Origin of the sequence: Campylobacter sp. CH278 (assembly GCF_004378845.1) — a bacterium.
Lineage (GTDB): Bacteria > Campylobacterota > Campylobacteria > Campylobacterales > Campylobacteraceae > Campylobacter_D > Campylobacter_D jejuni.
This window is the reverse complement of sequence record NZ_RYXZ01000006.1, coordinates 47005-65180: the sequence shown is the minus strand read 5'-3', so window position 1 is coordinate 65180 and position 18176 is coordinate 47005. Positions and strand designations below refer to the sequence as shown.

Here is an 18176-nt window from a genome sequence, read left to right as displayed (position 1 = left end):
TTTTACTCTACCCTATCTTTTAGCTTTAAAAATACTTCAAAACAAGCCCCATCTTTTCCATTCTTAACTTTTATTTTTCCTTGGAAACTTTCGATAATTTGTCTACTTATATAAAGTCCTATTCCTATACCCTGACTAGGATGTTTTGTTGTAAAATAAGGTTGAAAAATTTTATCTAAGTTTTCTTTATCAATCCCACCAGCATTATCTTTTATTGTAATTTTCAGATAATTTTTTCCAAATTTTGAAAAAGTTATTGTTATGATTTTTCTTTTTTTGTTTTTAAATGCTTCTATTGAATTTAAAATCAAGTTAAGAAAAACTCTTATTAAACCATTCTCATATGCCAAAACTTCATAATCACTTTTCGAAACAATATTGATATTTACATAATTTTTTTCTATAGTTTCAAAAGCAATTTCTAAGGCTTTATTTAAAGTCTCTTTTATAAATACACACTGTTCTACCCCCTTATTAAACAAAGTTCTAAACACATCAATTGTTTCTGACATATTTTTAATCATATCTTTTGATTGTGAATAAATCTCAGCAAATCCTTTTTCATCTTTAAGATTTTGTTTCATTTGAAACATAGCAATACCAAGCTCATTTAACGGTTGCCTCCATTGATGAGCTATATCACTAATCATTTGCTCTAATGAAGATTTCAAAATCTCTTCATAGACTATTTTAATATCTTTTTCATTTTTTTTCAAGGCAATTTGCATTTTTTTCTCAAATTTTTTACCTAACTGTATAAATTCCTGTTGGTGATTTTTAACTGTATTTTCAAGATTAATACTTAATTCTCTTAATTTAGCGTGATTTAGAGCAAGCTCTTCATTAAGCTTAAAAGAATTACTAACATCATGAGAGAATGCTACTATTTCTATTAATTCATTATTTTTATCCAATATGGGGATTAATAAAGTTTCAAGATAGAAAGTTTTGCCTAATTTATCAATATTTTTAAAAATAACTTGATAAGGTTTTTTATATGAAAGTTTTTTTAAAAGTTCTTCAATATAACATTCCTCAACATCTGGATGTTTAAATATTGAATGTTTTTTTCCTATAAGCTCTTTTTTACTATATCCACTTATTTGACAAAGCTTATCACTGACAAAAATTAAATTTCCTTGAACATCAGCTCTTGAAAAAATTGTATTTTTTTCAAGAGCTTTAAAAAACTGATCTTTAAAAAAATCTTTCATTGAAAAGCCTTAAAACCTATATAGGCAAGATTTATACCGTAACAAACAATAACGCCATACGATAAATAATTAAACAAATTTTTCAAAAAATCACTAAAAAACTGTGAAATTTTAGAAAAAAATAACATCGCAGGTAAAGTTGATATTCCAAAAATCATCATTACCAAAATACCTTCAAAAATATTTTGCTTACTCATTGCATTGGCTATAAAAAAATACACCAATCCACAAGGAACAAAACCATTTGAAAATCCTAAAAATATGGCTGATTTTAATCCTTTAAAATTTTTAGATTTTTTAATAATTTTCTTTATAAAACTATCAAAAAAAACATTATTTTCAATAAAAGATAACATATTGCCTCTAAAAATAAGAGCAAAACCCAAAATCATCATAAATATACCAAGAATAAAAAATGACAAACTTTGAACCTTAGCATTGATTGCTAAGATATTCCCAAAAGTTCCAAAAATTATCCCTAAAGCAATATAAGCAAAAATTCTAAACAAATGATAAATAAAAGTTAATAAAAATAAATTATTGCTTTTTGAATTCAAATTTATAAAAAGTAAATTAAAACCACCACACATAGAATAGCAGTGTCCAAAACTAGATAAAAAAGCAACGCTGATAATAGCTAAAAAATCTATACTCACATCAAATTCATAAATTCTTTAAAAATATACTTACTTTCATGAGGACCTGAAGAACTTTCTGGGTGATGTTGCACTGAAATAATAGGATAGTCTTTATATCTTACTCCTTCAACATTGTCGCCAAATAAATTTCTATGAGTGATATGAGCCACTTGAGCTAATTCTTCTGGAACATTATAATTATGATTTTGTGCGGTAATTTCTACCGTTTTTGTATCAAGATTGATCACAGGATGATTTGCTCCATGTTGTCCAAATTTCATTTTATAAGTTGCATATCCAAAAGCATTACTTAAAAGCTGGTGACCTAAGCAAATTCCAAGCATAGGAATTTTAGCTTCTGCAAGTTTTTTAATCTCTGCAATCTCTTGTTTTAAAATCCTTGGCTCACCTGGACCATTAGAAAGAAACACACCTTGAATTTCACCTTTTTTATACAGAGTAATCAACTCATCTGCTTTAACATTATATGGATAAACTTCTACTTCAAAACCTACTTCTACAAGTTCATTTAGGATATTTGTTTTAACACCATAGTCTATAACAGCAACTTTTTTCTCACTTCTTTTAGCATCATTAAATTTTTGAAAACTAGCGTTCCAAACACCTTGTTTATGAGAATAATTTTTCTTAGTGCTAACTTCTTTTACAAAATTTACTTCATCAATTTTTGCTGATTTTTCTAAGGCGATTTTTAAATCTTCTTTATTTGAAATTTCAGTTGAAATTACAGCTCTTAAATTGCCATTATTTCTTATCATTTTTACTAGATATCTCGTATCAAGTTCATAAATTCCTATTTTTCCATGTTTTTCAAGATAATCTTGCAGACTTTCTTTAGCGCGAAAATTTGAAAAACTGGAACTTAATTCACGCATTAAAACACCACTTGCAAAAATTTCCTTGCTTTCATTATCATTTTCATTGGTTCCCACTATACCAATTTCTGGCATGGAAAATACGATAAATTGCCCTGCATAAGAAGGATCTGAAATAATTTCTTGATACCCTGTTAAAGAAGTGTTAAATACAAGCTCTCCAAAAAAAGTACCGCTCTTTCCAAAAGCCTTAGCACTTAAAAAAATATCATTTTCTAAATAAATATAAGCCTTCATTAAAACATACCTTTTTTTCTAAGCTCTTCTTGATAGAGTTTTTCAAAGATAAGATCGTATTCTTCGCTACCTGGAATAGGTTTTGTTTTATAATTGCTAATTTTCTCATAAACCTCATCTTCAAGTTTTTCATAAATTTTAAGATAAGACTCTATGCTTGAAAAGATTAAATTTTTAACTCTATTTTCACTCACTATAAAATTAATATAATCATTCTCTACAAGTTCTTCCAAAATTTGATGCGCTAGATGATTATGTCTATCTTCAGAATCTAAAATCACATTAAATTCAGGAGCTAACTTTTTCTTCACAAGCCAAAACATATTTTTACGATCTACTTGCATAAGCTCCATTTCATCTTCTTGTTGCTCTAAAAGCTCTTTTACTCTTTCATCTAATTTTCTTTCATTTAGAATATCTTTCTCTAAAACTTCTATTATACATACCTTAAGCTTTTCTAATTGATCTTTAATTTCTACAAAAGAAGAATTAGCTATATCTAACATCATTTTATTTGCGATATAAGGAATATGTGGTAATTTTATACGCATCTTGAAAACCTTTTATTTAATAATGTTTGAAATAATAGCTTATTTTTGGTAAAAGAATGTTAAAAATGAAAAATTTTCATTCTTTTAATCACCTAATTACTAGCATTATTATCTAAATTTTTCAAAAGCAAAGTAAGCTCGCTAGCTTTTTTTGGATCCATTTTAGATAAAACACCTGAAATTTTACGCGATTCCAAAGAAAGCATTATTTTACTTGCATCCTCTGCATCCATTTGACTTAAAACATCTGCAATGGCTGCATCTTTCATTTGGGAATAAATTTCTTTAACCCTACCTTGAGTTTTATCATTGATTAAATTTAAAATCTTTTGTTGTTCTTCTACAAGCCTTGCGTTTTCAAGCTTTAATTCTTCAATTTTTGCCAAAGTTGCATTAACCTCAGCCTCTTTTTTTTCTAAATTTTCAAGCCTTTCTTTTTGCAAAGCTTCAAAAGAGGCTTTATAAGCTTCTAAAGATTGTCTTGCTTCATCAAATTCTCTAGTTTGCAATTCAATTTGAGCTTTTCTAGCTTCAAAATATTGTTCACAATCTTGTTCAGCTCCAAAAACTACACTTGAAATAAAAACTAACAATATAAATTTTTTAATCATCTTTTTCCCCTTTGAAAAAACGACTGATTGCAATTTCATCTAAAAATTTTTCTTCAGCCTTCGCAAGTTCTTTTTGTTTTTGTTTAATTTCTTCAGTTTCCAAAGCCTTCATTTTTTCATAATCTAAATGCGCTTTTTGATATAAAAACTGATAATGGTTCATTTCTTTTTTAGAAAGTTCTACTTTCTCCTTAGCTCTTGCCAAAGCCTCGCGTCCTACTTGCGCCATACTTAAATTTGATCTTAACTCTGCTATAGATCCTGATTTTGGCAATACGCCTAAACTTTCACACTCTTGGCGTGAAAGTTCATAAGCTTTTTCATGTTCAAGCTGTCTTTGTTTGGCTTGATTAAGATTTGATTCTGCTTTATCAAGTTGTTGTTTTCTTACTTTTACAACAGAATTATATTTACTTTTCATAAGATGATAGTATCATCTCTTTCAGGGCTAGTGGAAATATACTTTACTTTAACCCCTGCAAGCTCTTCAAGTCTTGCTATATATTTTTTAGCATTTTCTGGCAATAAATCATAATCTTTTATACCAAAAACTTTATCCCAACCATCCATTTCTTCATAAATAGGTTGAACATTTTCTAAATCACTTGGTATATAGTCGATTTCCATACCCTTATATTCATAAGCACGACAAATTTTTATCTTTTCAAAACCATCTAAAACATCAAGCTTCATCAAAGATAAAGCATCAAGACCATTAAGCCTTGCTGTATATCTTACAGCAACCGCATCAAACCATCCACAGCGTCTTTTACGTCCCGTGCTTACGCCAATTTCTTTTCCAATTTGTGCAATTTTTTCTCCATCTTCGCCCTTATCCTCAGTAGGAAAAGCTCCATTTCCCACACGCGTTGCATAAGCTTTTACAATACCTATAATATTTCCCGCTTCTTTAGGATTTAATCCAAGTCCTGTTAAAGCGCCTGCTGAAATAGTACTTGAACTTGTAACATAAGGATAAGTTCCATGATCAATATCAAGCATAGAGCCCTGAGCTCCTTCTAAAAGTACTCTTTTATCTTCATCTAAAGCCTTCCAAAGCATTCTTGTAGTATCTGTAATATAAGGAGTTAAAATTTCATTAAAGCGTTTTAAATCAGCAAGCAATTCTTCAGCACTTGGAATTTCAATTTCAAGCATTTCAAAAAAAGTTTTATTAGCTTCAAAATCTTTCATCAAAGCCTCACAAAGTCTTTGTGGTTCTAAAAGCTCACCAACTCTATGTCCTGTACGATTAATCTTATCTGCATAAGAAGGTCCTATACCCTTACCTGTTGTTCCTATGGCATTTTTGCCTTTGAGTTTTTCTTTTGCAATGTCTATTAAAGAATGATGTTTTAAATTTAAATGAGCTCTATCACTGATATATAATCTACCTTTTAAATTTTCAAATTGAGCCATTTCAGCAATCAATACTTCAGGAGAAACCACAACTCCATTTCCGATAATATTAATACATCTTGGATGCAAAACTCCACTTGGCATAAGATGAAGCGCATATCTTACACCATTTACCCAAATCGTATGTCCTGCATTGTGTCCACCTGCACTTCTGCAAACAAAATCATAATTTTCACATAATTTATCAACTACCTTACCTTTTCCTTCATCGCCCCATTGAATGCCGACAATAATATCTGCTTTGCTCATAAAAATTTCCTTGATTTTACTTAATATTGGCGAGAAGATGAGAGAATCGAACTCCCCAAAGAATAGTCAACTATCCTTTCATCTGATTTGAAGTCAGTGGCGATCACCAGATACGCTAATCTTCCAAAGTGATAATTATAGCGATTTTTAATGAAAAACAAAATAAATTTATCAATATTCTTTTTGACTTCACATTAAATTTAAGCTATAATCTCACTCTTTTTTAGCATCAAGTTTTGATGATTACATTTTTAGGATCTTTCTTTGAATTCTTTTAAACAAAAATATTTAATCAATTTTTGGGACAATTCCCGCTCTATGATTGCACTTGGAATTTTAAGTGCAGTGTATTTTGGGATTTTTGGTGGCGTTTGGGCTGTTACTGGAGAAATGACACGTTGGGGTGGCGAGTTTTTAGAGCTTTTAGGTATGAATTTAGATGGATATTCTTATTACCAAAAGCAAAATTTAGATGGAACCCCTTTAGCAAGAACTGATGGTATTATGCTCATAGGTATGTTTATAGGTTGTTTAGTAGCCGCACTTTTAGCTAACAAAGTCAAATTTCGTCTACCTGCTAGCAATATAAGAATTTTTCAAGCAATAGTAGGTGGAATTCTTTCAGGATATGGAGCAAGACTTGCATTTGGATGTAATTTAGCTAATTTTTTTACAGGTTTACCTTATTTTTCTTTACACACTTGGCTTTTTACTGTTTTTATGGTTTTAGGAATTTATCTAGGAGTGAAAATTTGCAACACTTCCTTTTTTAAACCTAAAGCTAAATTAGAACGGGTAAATAAAGAAAACTTGCCGCTAAACAAGCAAAGTTTGCGTACAAAACTATATTTTAACTTAGGCATATTGCTTTTCATAGCCTTTTTAGTTTGGGTGTTTTATCTTATTTTTACAAATGGCAATATCAGCATACAAAACAAACAAAGTCTTCTAGCTTTAGCACTGATTTTTGGCTTTGTTTTTGGCTTTGTTATTTCTAGAGGACAAATTTGTTTTACTTCTTGCTTTAGAGATTTGTTTTTATTTGGTAGAGACAATGCTATAAAAGGCGCATTAATTGGCATGATTATCGCTTCTTTAATCGCTTTTGCCTTTATCTTGCAAGGTCATACTAGCAAACTCATAGAACTTTCTCCTGCTGTAGCTGTGGGAGCATTTTTGTTTGGTTTTGGTATAGTTTTTGCCGGAGGTTGTGAGTGTGGTTGGGCTTATCGTGCCTTTGAAGGACAAAGTCATTTTATGATAGTAGGAATTGCAAATATAATAGGAACTATGATTTTAGCTTTAAGTTATGACTTTTTACCAAAGGCTTTTAAAGAAGGTATAAAAATCAATCTTTTAACCGAATTTGGCAATTTAAATGGATTTTTTATCAATCTTATTTTATTCATCTTAATGTTTGTTTTTGTAGTATTTTACAAAAAACACTTCTTTAAAAATCAACTTAAAGGATAAACAGTGAAAATTACTTATAGTTTAAATTTACAAGGTGAAGCTTGTCCTTATCCTGCTATAGCAACACTTGATGTCTTACCTAAGCTTCAAAGCGGAGAAATTTTGGAAGTGCTTTGTGATTGCCCACAAAGTATCAATTCCATACCTCAAGATGCAAAAAACCGTGGTTTTAAAGTGCTTGAAATCAATCAAAGTGGACCCACACTAAGATTTTTAATCCAAAAGCCTTAAAAAAGGCTTTTGTTCTCAAAGCTCTTTTAACATCTTTTCATAAGCTGCCTTAGTTCCAGATCTTACATTTGTAAATAAACTTGCAATAATAATCACCACCGAAGCTGCTAAAAACCCTGGAACTATTTCATAAAGACCCGAATTTGCAAAATTCTTCCAAAGTACCACAGTAGCAGCTCCTGTTATCATACCTAAGATTGCTCCTACTCTTGTCATCCTACTCCAAAATAAAGAAAAAAGCATTACAGAACCAAAAGAAGCTCCAAATCCAGCCCATGCATAAGAAACTATACTCAAAACACTTGAGTTTTTATCAGTAGAAATCAAAAACGCTATTACAGCTACTAGTAAAACACCTAATTTACCTAAATTTAATACAACATGACTCGGCGCATCTTCTCTAAAAATCTTTTTATAAAAATCTTCCGCTATAGTAGAACTTGAAACCAACAATTGTGAACTTGCCGTACTCATAATAGCCGCTAAAATAGCACTGAGTAAAATACCTGCTATCCAAGGATTAAATAAAAGCTGCGACATCACGATGAAAATCTTTTCAGGATCTTGCAAACTCAATTCAAATTTATGCACATAAGCTATACCCAAAATACCTATCATACAAGCACTTAAAAGACAAACCGCCATCCAAGCAATACCTATAAAAGTGGCCATAGGAATATCTTTAGTAGAACGAATCGACATAAAACGCACTAAAATATGTGGTTGACCAAAATAACCCAAACCCCAAGCAAGTGCAGATATAATGCTTATAACTCCCACTCCTTCGCCCATAGATAAAGCTTGTGGCTTTATTTCTCTTACTATATTCATCGCTTCACCAAAGCCACCTAAATGATAAAGCATAACCAAAGGCACAATGATTAAAGCCATCATCATTAAAAGCCCTTGTATCATATCCGTCCAACAAACTGCCTTATATCCACCTAAAAAAGTATAAGCAACAATAATAATCGTTCCAGTAGTTAAAGCATAATCATATCTGATACCAAAAGTACTTTCAAAAAGTTTTGCTCCACTTACAAGCCCTGATGAAACATAAAAGGTAAAAAATATCAAAATTACCACCGCACATACGATGCGTAGTATGTGTTTATCATCATCAAAACGAGTTTCAAAATAATCAGGAATAGTCAAAGAATTTGCAATCACACTGGTATAAATTCTAAGTCTTTTTGCCACAAAAATCCAATTTAAACTAGCTCCTATAGTAAGTCCAATTGCAATATAAGAATCTATAAAGCCACTTACATATAAAGCTCCTGGTAATCCCATTAAAAGCCAACCACTCATATCAGAAGCCCCTGCGCTAAGTGCAGATATCACAGGCCCCATAGTACGCCCGCCTAAAAAATAATCTTCTGAATTTTTATTTTGCTTATAAAAATAAAAACCTATATAAAGCATCAATAAGGCATAAACTACAAACATCACTGCTATTGGGGTATTAATTTGAACTACTTCCATCAATCTCTCCTTGATCATTAAGATATTGCTCTAATGCCTAAATTTCCATAGCGATGAAAAGATATACTTAAAGCTTTTTCATTAAAATAATTTAAAAGTTCAAAACGACCATTTAACAATGGCTTTTCTCTTATGATGATTTTAGCAAGCTTTGCAGCCTCTTTATAAATCTCATCATTTACATCTGGCTTTGCCAAATAACGCACTCTTTCATATTCTTTAATACTCTTGATAAAATTTTCTTTATTTTCTTTTAAAAATAATACTTTTGCTCCTATGCTTTGAACAATTTGCTCTATCATACTAATATCTTGTTCATCATAACTGATACTTAGATCAATATTTGCAATATTTGCACCTAAAACCACCCCTAAAACATCTTTTAAGCTTTCATTTCCACAAAGTCTTAAAACCATATTCTTTATTTTAGTATAAGAAAAAAGATTATCTTCTCCACGTATATTGACATAATCTTTTGAAACACTAAACTCATTTTTATAATGATAAGCATAAGATTGAGACATTTTAATTAAATCGTTCATAAAATCTTGTGCTTCTTTTAAATCTATTTGTGCTAATTTTTTTGAAAATTTATCTTCAATTAAATGATCATCAAAATCTTCTTGCTTAATCTCTAAAAATTGAGTGATATAATTATAAATTCCCACTTTTCTACCCAAACCTATAGCTGATTTTTTAACCCCTCCAAAAGGTTGACGCAGCACTATAGCCCCTGTGGTTGGTTTGTTGATATAAATATTTCCTGCTTCTATATGAGTGTGAAAATACTCCCATTCTCTTTCATCTAAGCTTTCAAAACCTGCAGTTAAACCATAGCCTGTAGAATTTACTATATCTATAGCTTCTTTTAAGTCTTTAGCCTTCATCACACTTAAAATCGGTACAAAAAGTTCATTCATATGAGTGAAATCGCCCTTTTTGGTGCCGTATTTTATGCCTGGAGTCATCAAATAAGGATTATTGTTTAAAAATTTAGGTTTTAATGCCCATTCTTCATAAGGTTGTAATTCATCTAAGGCCTTTTGAACTTTAGAACTTGGCTTATCAGCTAAAGCACCCAATTTATTTTTAAATTCAAAAGGATTGCCCACTGCCATAGAACTTGCAGCATCTACTAAAGTCTTTTTAAATTCTTCATCATGATAAACCTCTTCTTCTAAGACTAGCAAAGAAGTAGCCGAACATTTTTGACCGCTATTGCTAAAAGCAGAATGAATGATATTTTTAATCGCACTATCACGATCAGCAAATTTAGAAACTATAGTCGCATTCTTTCCGCCCGTTTCAGCACTTAAAAGCAAGGTTGGATTAGCTTTTAACATAACATAAGCAGTATCCTCTCCTCCTGTAAGAATTGAAAATTTAATCACTTCATCAACAAGTAAATATTTAGAAATATCACTTCCTTTTGAAGGTAAGAAAATCAAAGCGTCTTTTGGAATACCTGCATCCCAAAAACACTTACAAAGCATATAACCTGTTAGAGTTGAAAGTGAAGAAGGTTTGTAAATCACCACATTACCTGCAGCTAGTGGTGCAGCTATAGTGCCTACTGAAATCCCCACAGGAAAATTCCAAGGAGCTATGGTAACTCCTATACCTTTAGGTGTGAATATAACTTTTGGATTTTGTTTTTTAAGCTCTTCTAAAGAATGTGGGTAAAATTCTATAAAATCAATAGCCTCACTTACTTCAGGATCGATCTCTAAAAAGGTTTTGCCCACTTCTAAAGCTGCCAAACCTATCAAATCCCCTCTTCTTTCTCTCATAAGTTTTGCACTTTTGGCTAAAATTTGATAAATTTCATCATGACTTTTTTGTGTAAAAGTAGAATTTTTAGCTACTTCTAAAGCTTGTTTGATTTCTTTTTCTCCAGCTAAATAAGCCTTTCCTATCACTCTATCTTCAATCTTATCTTTAACTTCTAAAACATTTAAATTTTCTGCTTTAAAATCAAGCTCACCTATAACAGGATAAACATCATAATCTTTTAAATTTTCATATTTAGCTTTAATTTCTTTAGCCCATGCTCTATTTTGCGCTAAAATAAAATCCGTATCACTTTCGTTGCTAAATTTTTTACTTTCATAAGAACTTATGATATTTGATTCTTTATTTCTATCTTGCTTACGATGTGTAGTATTATCAAGCGTTTTTATGCCTTCTAAAGATTTTAAAAAAAGTTCTTTTTGAGCCTTCCAATTTTCATCTCCTACTTTAAGATTGAAAAAATAACGCATAAAATTATCTTCACTTGTATTTTCATCAAGGCGTCTTACAAGATAAGCAATGGCATTGTTAAAATATGCTTCATCGCAAACTGGAGCATAAAGGATTAAATCATGCATTTTAGATAATTCATAAGAACATTGCAAACTCATACCTTCAAGCATTTCAAAAGTAAAAGAATCTAAAGCATTCGCTTCACTTATGCGTGTATAAGCATAAGCAATCTCAAAGATATTATGACTTGCAATTCCTATGTTGATGTATTTATGATTATCTCCTTCAAGAATAAAATCAAGCATTTTATTATAATTGCTATCAGTATCTATTTTTTTATAAAAAGTAGGAAGTTCCCAGCCTTTTTGAGATGCAATGGTTTCTTCACTTTCCATATTAGCACCCTTAACAAAACGGATCTTAATAGGCTTCATACCTTTTAAAACCCTCTCTTTTGAAAAAGCAAAAAGTTTTTTAAGATACTCGTAAGAATCAGGAATATAAGCTTGCAAAACAATCCCAGCTTTAATATCAAATTTAGCCACACTTTCCATAAAAGCTGCAACGGTGAGTTCCAAATCTCTAAATTCTTCCATATCCAGATTGATAAATTTAGATACACCTTGTTTTTTCTCTTCTTCTAAGGCTAAAGCATAAAGATAATCTAGTCTTTTTACTACCTCTTCTTTAGAATAATCAAAATCTATAATATTAATTTGTGAAAAAATCGTAGTAATTTTTATGGAAATATAAGTGATATAACTTGATTTTAAAGCCTCTTCATATTTTTGCATACGATATTTACTCTCAGCTTCACCTAAAACCTCTTCGCCGATTAAATTCACATTTAAGGTAATTTTATCTTGCTCTTTTCTTTTCTTAATATGCGGTTCTAAAACACTAGGGTTTGCATCTAGAACCATAGTTTTAGTATCTTCTCTTAAATGTTTGACAAAAAAAGGTACACTTAAATTAGGAGCAAATTTGCCAAAATTTAAAAAACTAAAAAGTAGGAATTTTTCAAAAGTGCTAAAAAAATCCGCTATGCCATATTTACTCAAAGTATATTCTATAAGCTCAAAACTTGCATTTTTATCTTTACATCTAAAAGAACGATCTAAAAGTTCTATAAGCATAACTTTATTTTTGGGATTATTAAGAAGTTTTTGCATTTTAGCATGAAATTCTTTTTCAGAATTTGAAATATTGGCTTCTATTTGTCCTTGCAATTCTTCAGCTAAGGCTAAAGCTTTTTGTATCATTTCGTATCTCCTAAGATAAAATAAATTTTAATAAATAATATATAAATAAGATAAAAATAATATTTTAAATCATAGAAAATGTATAAAAAATGATAAAAAAAATTTTAATGGGTATATAAGTAACAAAAATTAAGAAATGATAATATCATTTTCTTGCTTATTTACAACCTTAGCAATAATTTTAGCTTGAATATTTTCATCTTCTAGTTTTTTTAAACATTCTAAGGATTCTTTTTCACTTATAGAAATTAAAAGTCCTCCTGAAGTTTGCGGATCACAAAGTAATAATTTTTCTTCATTTAAATCAGGGATAAGTTCTTTTATAAATTCTAAATTTTTATAAGCTTCAGCAGGAATTAAACCCATATTAAAATACTCTTTTACTCCATCTAAAAAAGGAAGTTCACTTTCAAAAATTTCAAAAGAAATATTTTTATTTAGCATTTCTTTTAAATGTCCTAAAAGTCCAAAACCTGTGACATCACTCATGGCACTTGGATGAAATTTAAGAGCAATTTGACTGGCTTTATAATTTAACTCCATCATACTTTTAAGCATTATATCTAAATGTTTTTGATTTAACATTTGTGCCTTTAAAGCCGTACTTAAAATTCCTGTTCCTAAAGGCTTGGTTAAAATGATACAATCTCCAACTTTAGCCGTATTATTAGCAATAAATTTACTAGGATGTACTTTTCCTGTAACACTAAGTCCAAAAAAAAGCTCAGTGCTTTCTATAGTATGGCCACCCACAACTAAAGCATTACATTCTTGCACCTTATCATTTGCACCTTCTAAAAGCTCTTTTAAGATATTTAAATCATGATTACAAGTATCAAAACCTACTATATTTAAGGCATTAATCACCTCTGCACCCATAGCAAAAACATCGCTTAAAGCATTTGCTGCGGCAATAGCACCAAAATGATAAGCACTATCTACTATAGGAGTGATAAAATCAAGCGTTTGCACCAAAGCTAAATCAGAATTGATTTGATATACGCTTGCATCTTCATTATTTCCGATATCACTAAGTAAAGCAGGAGTTTTTTGCATGAAATTTAAAATTGTTTTAAGACCACCCGGGCTTAATTTCGCTGCTCAACCTGCTGCTTTAACAAAATGGGTTAAATTTTGATTTTTATATTGCAGTGTTTTTCCTTATAGAGTAATGATTTTTGCTTTACCAAAAAGCTCGTTTAAAATTTCATAAGCATTGCCTATATTTCCTATTTTAAGTTCTTTGCTTTTATTGAAAAATTCCAAACAAGCTCCGCAACTTATGATCTCAATACCTAAATTTTCAAGTTCTTTCATAGCTAAATGTGCTTTATGATTTTCATCAACATTGATTAAAACACTTTCATTTACGCAAAGAATTTTACTTGGAGTATGATCTAAATTTTTTAAGGTACTTAAAAATCCTACAAGTAAATTTTGTCCCAATTCACCCTCACCCACTTTGTCGGTTTTTAAAAATAAAACATTATAATCGTGAATATTTACTTCACTAGAATTAAAATTCTTTTTTTGTACTTTGATGCAAAACTCTTGTGCATTTTCATCTACAACAGGGTTTAAATTTAAAGAGTTAAGAAATTTTACAACATTATTTTTTGAAATAATAGAATTTAAAACAATTTCTAAAATTTCATTTTCTTGAAGTTTTTCAAGAGCGTTTTTTGTTTCAACTATAGGCTGAGGACAAGAAAGATTGCGACAATCAATTTTCATTATTTTTCCTTGATATTAGCTTTGAAAAATAATATTATTTTATTACTTGTTTTATGTTTAAAAATTTTAAATAATATAGAAAAAATTTAAAAGCTCAAAAATGAGCTTTTTTTAAAATCTTTTTTTATCCACATCTTCAAGAATTGCCGCAGCAATTTGATTAACTTCATTTGTTATACTATTAGTAGCATTTGCAACTTCAACATTTTCCTTAGTAACACTTTCAAGTTGCGCTATAGCATCATTAATCTGTGTAATGCCGGTTGTTTGCTCTTTTACGGATTCTGCTACTTCATTTACACTTTGAACAAGTATATTAATATTTGCTTCGATTTCTAATAAAGACTTTCCTGTTCTTTCTGCAAGCTGTCTTACTTCATCTGCTACAACTGCAAAGCCTCTACCATGTTCTCCAGCACGCGCAGCTTCAATAGCGGCATTTAAAGCTAAAAGATTAGTTTGTTCGGCAATATCTTTAATCACATTAACAATATTTTTAATATCATCAGCTTGCGAAGCAACCTCAACTGTTTTGCCACTTACATTTTGCATGGAAGAATTAATTTCTTCTACAGCTGCAGCTGATTGTTCTAAAGAACTCGCTTGTGCATTAGAGCCATCAGCAAGTTTTTGCATAGAATTTTTTAACTCTTCTGACTGATTAGCTAAGTCTTTAGCAAAATTTGAAGAAGCTACAAGCATTTTTTTAATTTCTTTGCCTAAAATATTAGTTGTAATTTCAACTTCGCCTTTAGCATCAAACACTTCCGTGCTAAAATCAAGAGCCTTATAACTATCAAAAACTCTATTAATTTCATTCATATTAGAACCAATTTTATTTTGCAAAACATCAAGCATTTTATTAAGTACATTTTTAAGCTCTACTAACTGAGGATTTATAGGATTTTTAGTAATTCTTGCTGTTAAATTACCTTTTTCAATTTCCTTAGCAGTTTGTACCGATTCATCTACAGCACTTTGATCCTGCTCTAAAGATAATTGAATTTTTTTGATATTTTCATTAATAATATTTCCCATTGCGCCTAATTCATCGTTAGCGCGAATTTTAATAGGCTTTAATTCAATCTTTTCATGATTTAAAAAACGGAAGAAAGATTCTAAAGAGTTAAGAATGATTGGCAATCTTGCTGCAACTATCTTTCTTACACAATAATACACAACGCCTAAAACAACAATAATGAAAATTAAAGAAGCACTGATAATAATCATTTGAAGTTTTTTTAAAGGTTCAAAAACCGAATATTTAGGGGCGGTTACCAAAACGGTCCAAGAGCTATCTTGTACTTTAAAAGTATTTATTGCTGCATAAGAATCATCACCATCAGAAGTTATATAATCAAAAACTCCATTTTTTCCTTCACTCATAGCCTTATAAGTTTCTTGCGCACCTTTATTAGGATTAACATCTTTTAAATTTTTTAAAACCAGACTTTTATTTGGATGTATCGCCATAAAACCATCTGAATTCAAAAGAACTCTTAATTCGCCATCGTATTTTTGACTCTTAGGATCCAAAAGATAAGTTGCAATATCTGAAAAATCCAAGGTCATACCAATAACACCTACAACTTGATTTTTTCGATCAAAAATAGGCATAGCAAGATTTACAGCATCAAAATCTTGACCTTCTAAATTCATCTTAATAGGGCGACCTATATATACTTTATTATCTCCATATTTTGCATTTTTTAATACATCTTGCACAACTTGTAAATTAGCTATTTCATCACTAGCTTGTATTGCTTTTATTCCACCTTTATTATTCTTTTCCTCATCAGCATAAAGCATAACAAATTTTCCACTTTGAGTATTAAAAAATTTACTCTCTTCTTTAAAGTATTCTGGTGGATCAATAAGATACAAATAGGTAAAATTAGAATAAGCACTATTATCAAAAGTATTAGTTATGATATTTGTTATATTGTCTATATCTAAATCTTCTTTAGAAGTTGATCTAAACATTTCTGTCAAAGTACCTGAAATACTTTTATTTAAAGCGATCATCTCCCCAAAAATTCCTTGAGTTTGAGTAGCATATTCTTTCGTGATAGAAGCAAGAATATCTTCTGTATTTTTGGTAATATTTTGACTTACTTGTTTTGTGATTAATGAAATTAAAATAACAAGCCCAATAACAACAACAGTTGCTACAGAAAAAATAAGCTTTAAACCTATATTTAAAGATTTAAACATCTTATAACTCCTAAAATAAAAAAATTTAGATTCTAATTTTAACATATTTTTAAAAAAAATAATATTAATTAATTATAAAAATATTATGTATTAGTATTTTTTGATAGAAGATTTATTTTTTTCCTTTTAAAAACAGTTCTTTAAAGCGTTTATTAGCGTATTCTTCTATGTCTTTTTGCAAAATAGAATAATTTTCCATCAATTCTATAGCTCTAGGGGTAAGTTTAGTTCCTGATTCTTTAGAACGTCCTTGCCTTGTACTAACTAGAATTTCTTGAGAATTTTTTTGTAAAATTTGTAAATGCATCCATGCTTTTTTATAATTAATCCCCATAAGCTTAGAAGCATGTAGCAAACTACCTGTTTGTCCGATAAGCTCTAAAAGTTCAGTTTTTCCTTTTCCAAAAAGCAAATCTCCATCTGCATTTTCAATCCAAGTTTTTGTTCTTACTATAAATTGCTTACCTTTTTTCTCTTTAAAGCAACCAAGTTGACAATACTTTACATCAACCTTATAAGCTTTTAAAGCTGAACGCATACTTTTAAGTCCGCAACCTTCTTTAGCAATATCTCTTGCATCTTTACAAAAAATTCTACGCTTTTCATCTAAGCTAGGTTCTATTTTTTTAAGCACTTCAATTTTTGCTTTTTCAAAATCTAAATGTCCAAATTGCCCCAACTCGCAATTATCAATTCTCATGTGATTTTCATCGGCCAATTGTCCGATTTTTTCTATATTTACATTAAATTTCTTTGCAATTTTAAAAGCCGTACCACAATCTAACTTTTCATTACTATTTAACAATTCTCTCATATATGAGACGATTTCTTTTTCTTGATTTTTATCCATAAATTCTAAATTCTCCACTATAAATATTAATCTTATTTTCTCTAGCAAAACCACAAAGCGTTAAATCAAATTTTCTTGCTATCATAACTCCTAAACAAGTAGGAGCCGTGCGTGAAACAAGCACTGGAATTTTATGCATAACTGCTTTAGCTACCATTTCAGAACTTAGCCTTCCACTAACCATTAAAAAACATTGACTTAAATCAACCCCAGCTAAACGTGCTTTTCCTAAAGCTTTATCTATGGTATTATGCTGAGCTATATCTTCACCTATAAAAAAAGTTTTCTCATCTACAAAAAGCTTAGCCGTATGTACACAGCCTGTTTTCTCATAAAGTTCGCATTGAGTATAAAAAGTACTCATTTGTTTTAAAATTTCATCTTTGCTAAATTTTGCATCAGAACTAATTTTACTCGCTTCAATAGCTTCTGGATCGATATTGGCAGTATGTGCTCTACCGCAACCACTTATAACTACACCTTCAGCATTAAGCTTTGCTAAATTTTCTTTATCAATCTTTGCTTTAATATGCACACTCATACCATCATCTTTTGTTTCTATGCTCTCAATATCACTTACTTTCGCAATGATATTTTCACTCATTAAATATCCTATTGCTAATGCCTGTTCATCTACAGGAGTTGCCATTAAAGCACCTACTCTTTCATCATTAATAAAAATTTCAAGCTTAATTTCACGCACTAAAGTATCATCACATGTAAAAGAATTATTACCTTTATATTTTAAAATTTGAGTTGTAAATAACGGATCCATACCTTATCCTTTAAATATCTTTAAATAATATTATATCAAAAAAACATAAATAACAAATTTATATATGGAAAAATAGATTTTAGATTCAACTTG

Annotated in this window: 16 protein-coding genes and 1 tRNA gene; 2 read left to right on the top strand and 15 right to left on the bottom strand. The window is 29.9% G+C overall.

What is annotated here, in order from left to right:
• Window positions 1–2: 2 nt before the first annotated feature.
• The 8 genes from bumS to ELQ04_RS06130 all read right to left on the bottom strand — a co-directional run bounded on the left by bumS (window position 3) and on the right by ELQ04_RS06130 (window position 5940).
• Entirely contained in the window at window positions 3–1214 is a 1212-nt protein-coding gene (gene bumS, locus ELQ04_RS06165) for a butyrate sensor histidiine kinase-like phosphatase BumS (protein ID WP_044778183.1), read from the bottom strand.
• The gene (locus tag ELQ04_RS06160) at window positions 1211–1870 is read right to left on the bottom strand and encodes a sulfite exporter TauE/SafE family protein (RefSeq protein WP_002936513.1); all 660 of its coding nucleotides are present in this window, start codon (window positions 1868–1870) and stop codon (window positions 1211–1213) included. Before ELQ04_RS06160 ends, bumS begins: the two co-directional genes overlap by 4 nt.
• Window positions 1867–2985, bottom strand: a complete 1119-nt coding sequence (gene carA, locus ELQ04_RS06155; RefSeq protein WP_002867048.1) for a glutamine-hydrolyzing carbamoyl-phosphate synthase small subunit — start codon at window positions 2983–2985, stop codon at window positions 1867–1869. The genes ELQ04_RS06160 and carA overlap by 4 nt, the downstream gene beginning before the upstream one ends.
• Window positions 2985–3536 carry a DUF507 family protein gene (locus ELQ04_RS06150; RefSeq protein WP_002851269.1) on the bottom strand — a complete coding sequence of 184 codons (552 nt, stop codon included), beginning with the start codon at window positions 3534–3536 and terminating at the stop codon, window positions 2985–2987. Before ELQ04_RS06150 ends, carA begins: the two co-directional genes overlap by 1 nt.
• A gap of 92 nt (window positions 3537–3628) precedes the next feature.
• Entirely contained in the window at window positions 3629–4147 is a 519-nt protein-coding gene (locus tag ELQ04_RS06145; protein ID WP_002936514.1) for a MotE family protein, read from the bottom strand.
• Window positions 4140–4568 carry a flagellar export protein FliJ gene (locus ELQ04_RS06140; RefSeq protein ID WP_002880459.1) on the bottom strand — a complete coding sequence of 143 codons (429 nt, stop codon included), beginning with the start codon at window positions 4566–4568 and terminating at the stop codon, window positions 4140–4142. Before ELQ04_RS06140 ends, ELQ04_RS06145 begins: the two co-directional genes overlap by 8 nt.
• Window positions 4565–5815, bottom strand: coding sequence for an adenylosuccinate synthase (locus tag ELQ04_RS06135; RefSeq protein WP_002862151.1), 1251 nt, complete (start codon window positions 5813–5815; stop codon window positions 4565–4567). Before ELQ04_RS06135 ends, ELQ04_RS06140 begins: the two co-directional genes overlap by 4 nt.
• A 27-nt stretch (window positions 5816–5842) precedes the next feature.
• A tRNA-Sec gene (locus ELQ04_RS06130) sits at window positions 5843–5940 on the bottom strand.
• Window positions 5941–6079: 139 nt separating this feature from the next.
• Between ELQ04_RS06130 and yedE the strand changes: the two genes are divergently transcribed.
• Window positions 6080–7288 (top strand): selenium metabolism membrane protein YedE/FdhT, encoded by a 1209-nt coding sequence (gene yedE, locus ELQ04_RS06125; RefSeq protein WP_002936515.1) that lies wholly within the window; start codon window positions 6080–6082, stop codon window positions 7286–7288.
• Window positions 7289–7291: 3 nt separating this feature from the next.
• Window positions 7292–7519 carry a sulfurtransferase-like selenium metabolism protein YedF gene (gene yedF / locus ELQ04_RS06120; RefSeq protein ID WP_002873591.1) on the top strand — a complete coding sequence of 76 codons (228 nt, stop codon included), beginning with the start codon at window positions 7292–7294 and terminating at the stop codon, window positions 7517–7519.
• A 15-nt stretch (window positions 7520–7534) separates the two neighbouring features.
• Here yedF (ELQ04_RS06120) and putP read toward each other — a convergent pair whose 3' ends face one another.
• The 7 genes from putP to fdhD all read right to left on the bottom strand — a co-directional run bounded on the left by putP (window position 7535) and on the right by fdhD (window position 18083).
• Window positions 7535–9004, bottom strand: coding sequence for a sodium/proline symporter PutP (putP, locus tag ELQ04_RS06115; RefSeq protein WP_044778184.1), 1470 nt, complete (start codon window positions 9002–9004; stop codon window positions 7535–7537).
• A 17-nt stretch (window positions 9005–9021) separates the two neighbouring features.
• The gene (locus ELQ04_RS06110; protein WP_044778185.1) at window positions 9022–12510 is read right to left on the bottom strand and encodes a proline dehydrogenase family protein; all 3489 of its coding nucleotides are present in this window, start codon (window positions 12508–12510) and stop codon (window positions 9022–9024) included.
• A 129-nt stretch (window positions 12511–12639) separates the two neighbouring features.
• Window positions 12640–13662 (bottom strand): selenide, water dikinase SelD, encoded by a 1023-nt coding sequence (gene selD, locus ELQ04_RS06105; RefSeq protein WP_079396639.1) that lies wholly within the window; start codon window positions 13660–13662, stop codon window positions 12640–12642.
• Window positions 13663–13671: 9 nt separating this feature from the next.
• Window positions 13672–14244, bottom strand: a complete 573-nt coding sequence (gene yedF / locus ELQ04_RS06100; RefSeq protein ID WP_002920020.1) for a sulfurtransferase-like selenium metabolism protein YedF — start codon at window positions 14242–14244, stop codon at window positions 13672–13674.
• Window positions 14245–14355: 111 nt separating this feature from the next.
• Window positions 14356–16458 carry a methyl-accepting chemotaxis protein gene (locus ELQ04_RS06095; RefSeq protein WP_044778187.1) on the bottom strand — a complete coding sequence of 701 codons (2103 nt, stop codon included), beginning with the start codon at window positions 16456–16458 and terminating at the stop codon, window positions 14356–14358.
• A 112-nt stretch (window positions 16459–16570) separates the two neighbouring features.
• Window positions 16571–17308 carry a winged helix-turn-helix domain-containing protein gene (locus ELQ04_RS06090; RefSeq protein ID WP_002936754.1) on the bottom strand — a complete coding sequence of 246 codons (738 nt, stop codon included), beginning with the start codon at window positions 17306–17308 and terminating at the stop codon, window positions 16571–16573.
• The gene (gene fdhD, locus ELQ04_RS06085; protein WP_002936757.1) at window positions 17301–18083 is read right to left on the bottom strand and encodes a formate dehydrogenase accessory sulfurtransferase FdhD; all 783 of its coding nucleotides are present in this window, start codon (window positions 18081–18083) and stop codon (window positions 17301–17303) included. The genes ELQ04_RS06090 and fdhD overlap by 8 nt, the downstream gene beginning before the upstream one ends.
• Between the last annotated feature and the right edge of the window lie 93 nt (window positions 18084–18176).

Coding starts and splice junctions, on each gene's coding strand:
- ELQ04_RS06145 (WP_002936514.1), bottom strand. CDS start 4,147: ATGATTAAAAAATTTATATTGTTAGTTTTTATTTCAAGTGTAGTTTTT.
- ELQ04_RS06150 (WP_002851269.1), bottom strand. CDS start 3,536: ATGCGTATAAAATTACCACATATTCCTTATATCGCAAATAAAATGATG.
- putP (WP_044778184.1), bottom strand. CDS start 9,004: ATGGAAGTAGTTCAAATTAATACCCCAATAGCAGTGATGTTTGTAGTT.
- ELQ04_RS06140 (WP_002880459.1), bottom strand. CDS start 4,568: ATGAAAAGTAAATATAATTCTGTTGTAAAAGTAAGAAAACAACAACTT.
- fdhD (WP_002936757.1), bottom strand. CDS start 18,083: ATGGATCCGTTATTTACAACTCAAATTTTAAAATATAAAGGTAATAAT.
- ELQ04_RS06090 (WP_002936754.1), bottom strand. CDS start 17,308: ATGGATAAAAATCAAGAAAAAGAAATCGTCTCATATATGAGAGAATTG.
- carA (WP_002867048.1), bottom strand. CDS start 2,985: ATGAAGGCTTATATTTATTTAGAAAATGATATTTTTTTAAGTGCTAAG.
- yedF (WP_002920020.1), bottom strand. CDS start 14,244: ATGAAAATTGATTGTCGCAATCTTTCTTGTCCTCAGCCTATAGTTGAA.
- ELQ04_RS06135 (WP_002862151.1), bottom strand. CDS start 5,815: ATGAGCAAAGCAGATATTATTGTCGGCATTCAATGGGGCGATGAAGGA.
- ELQ04_RS06095 (WP_044778187.1), bottom strand. CDS start 16,458: ATGTTTAAATCTTTAAATATAGGTTTAAAGCTTATTTTTTCTGTAGCA.
- ELQ04_RS06110 (WP_044778185.1), bottom strand. CDS start 12,510: ATGATACAAAAAGCTTTAGCCTTAGCTGAAGAATTGCAAGGACAAATA.
- bumS (WP_044778183.1), bottom strand. CDS start 1,214: ATGAAAGATTTTTTTAAAGATCAGTTTTTTAAAGCTCTTGAAAAAAAT.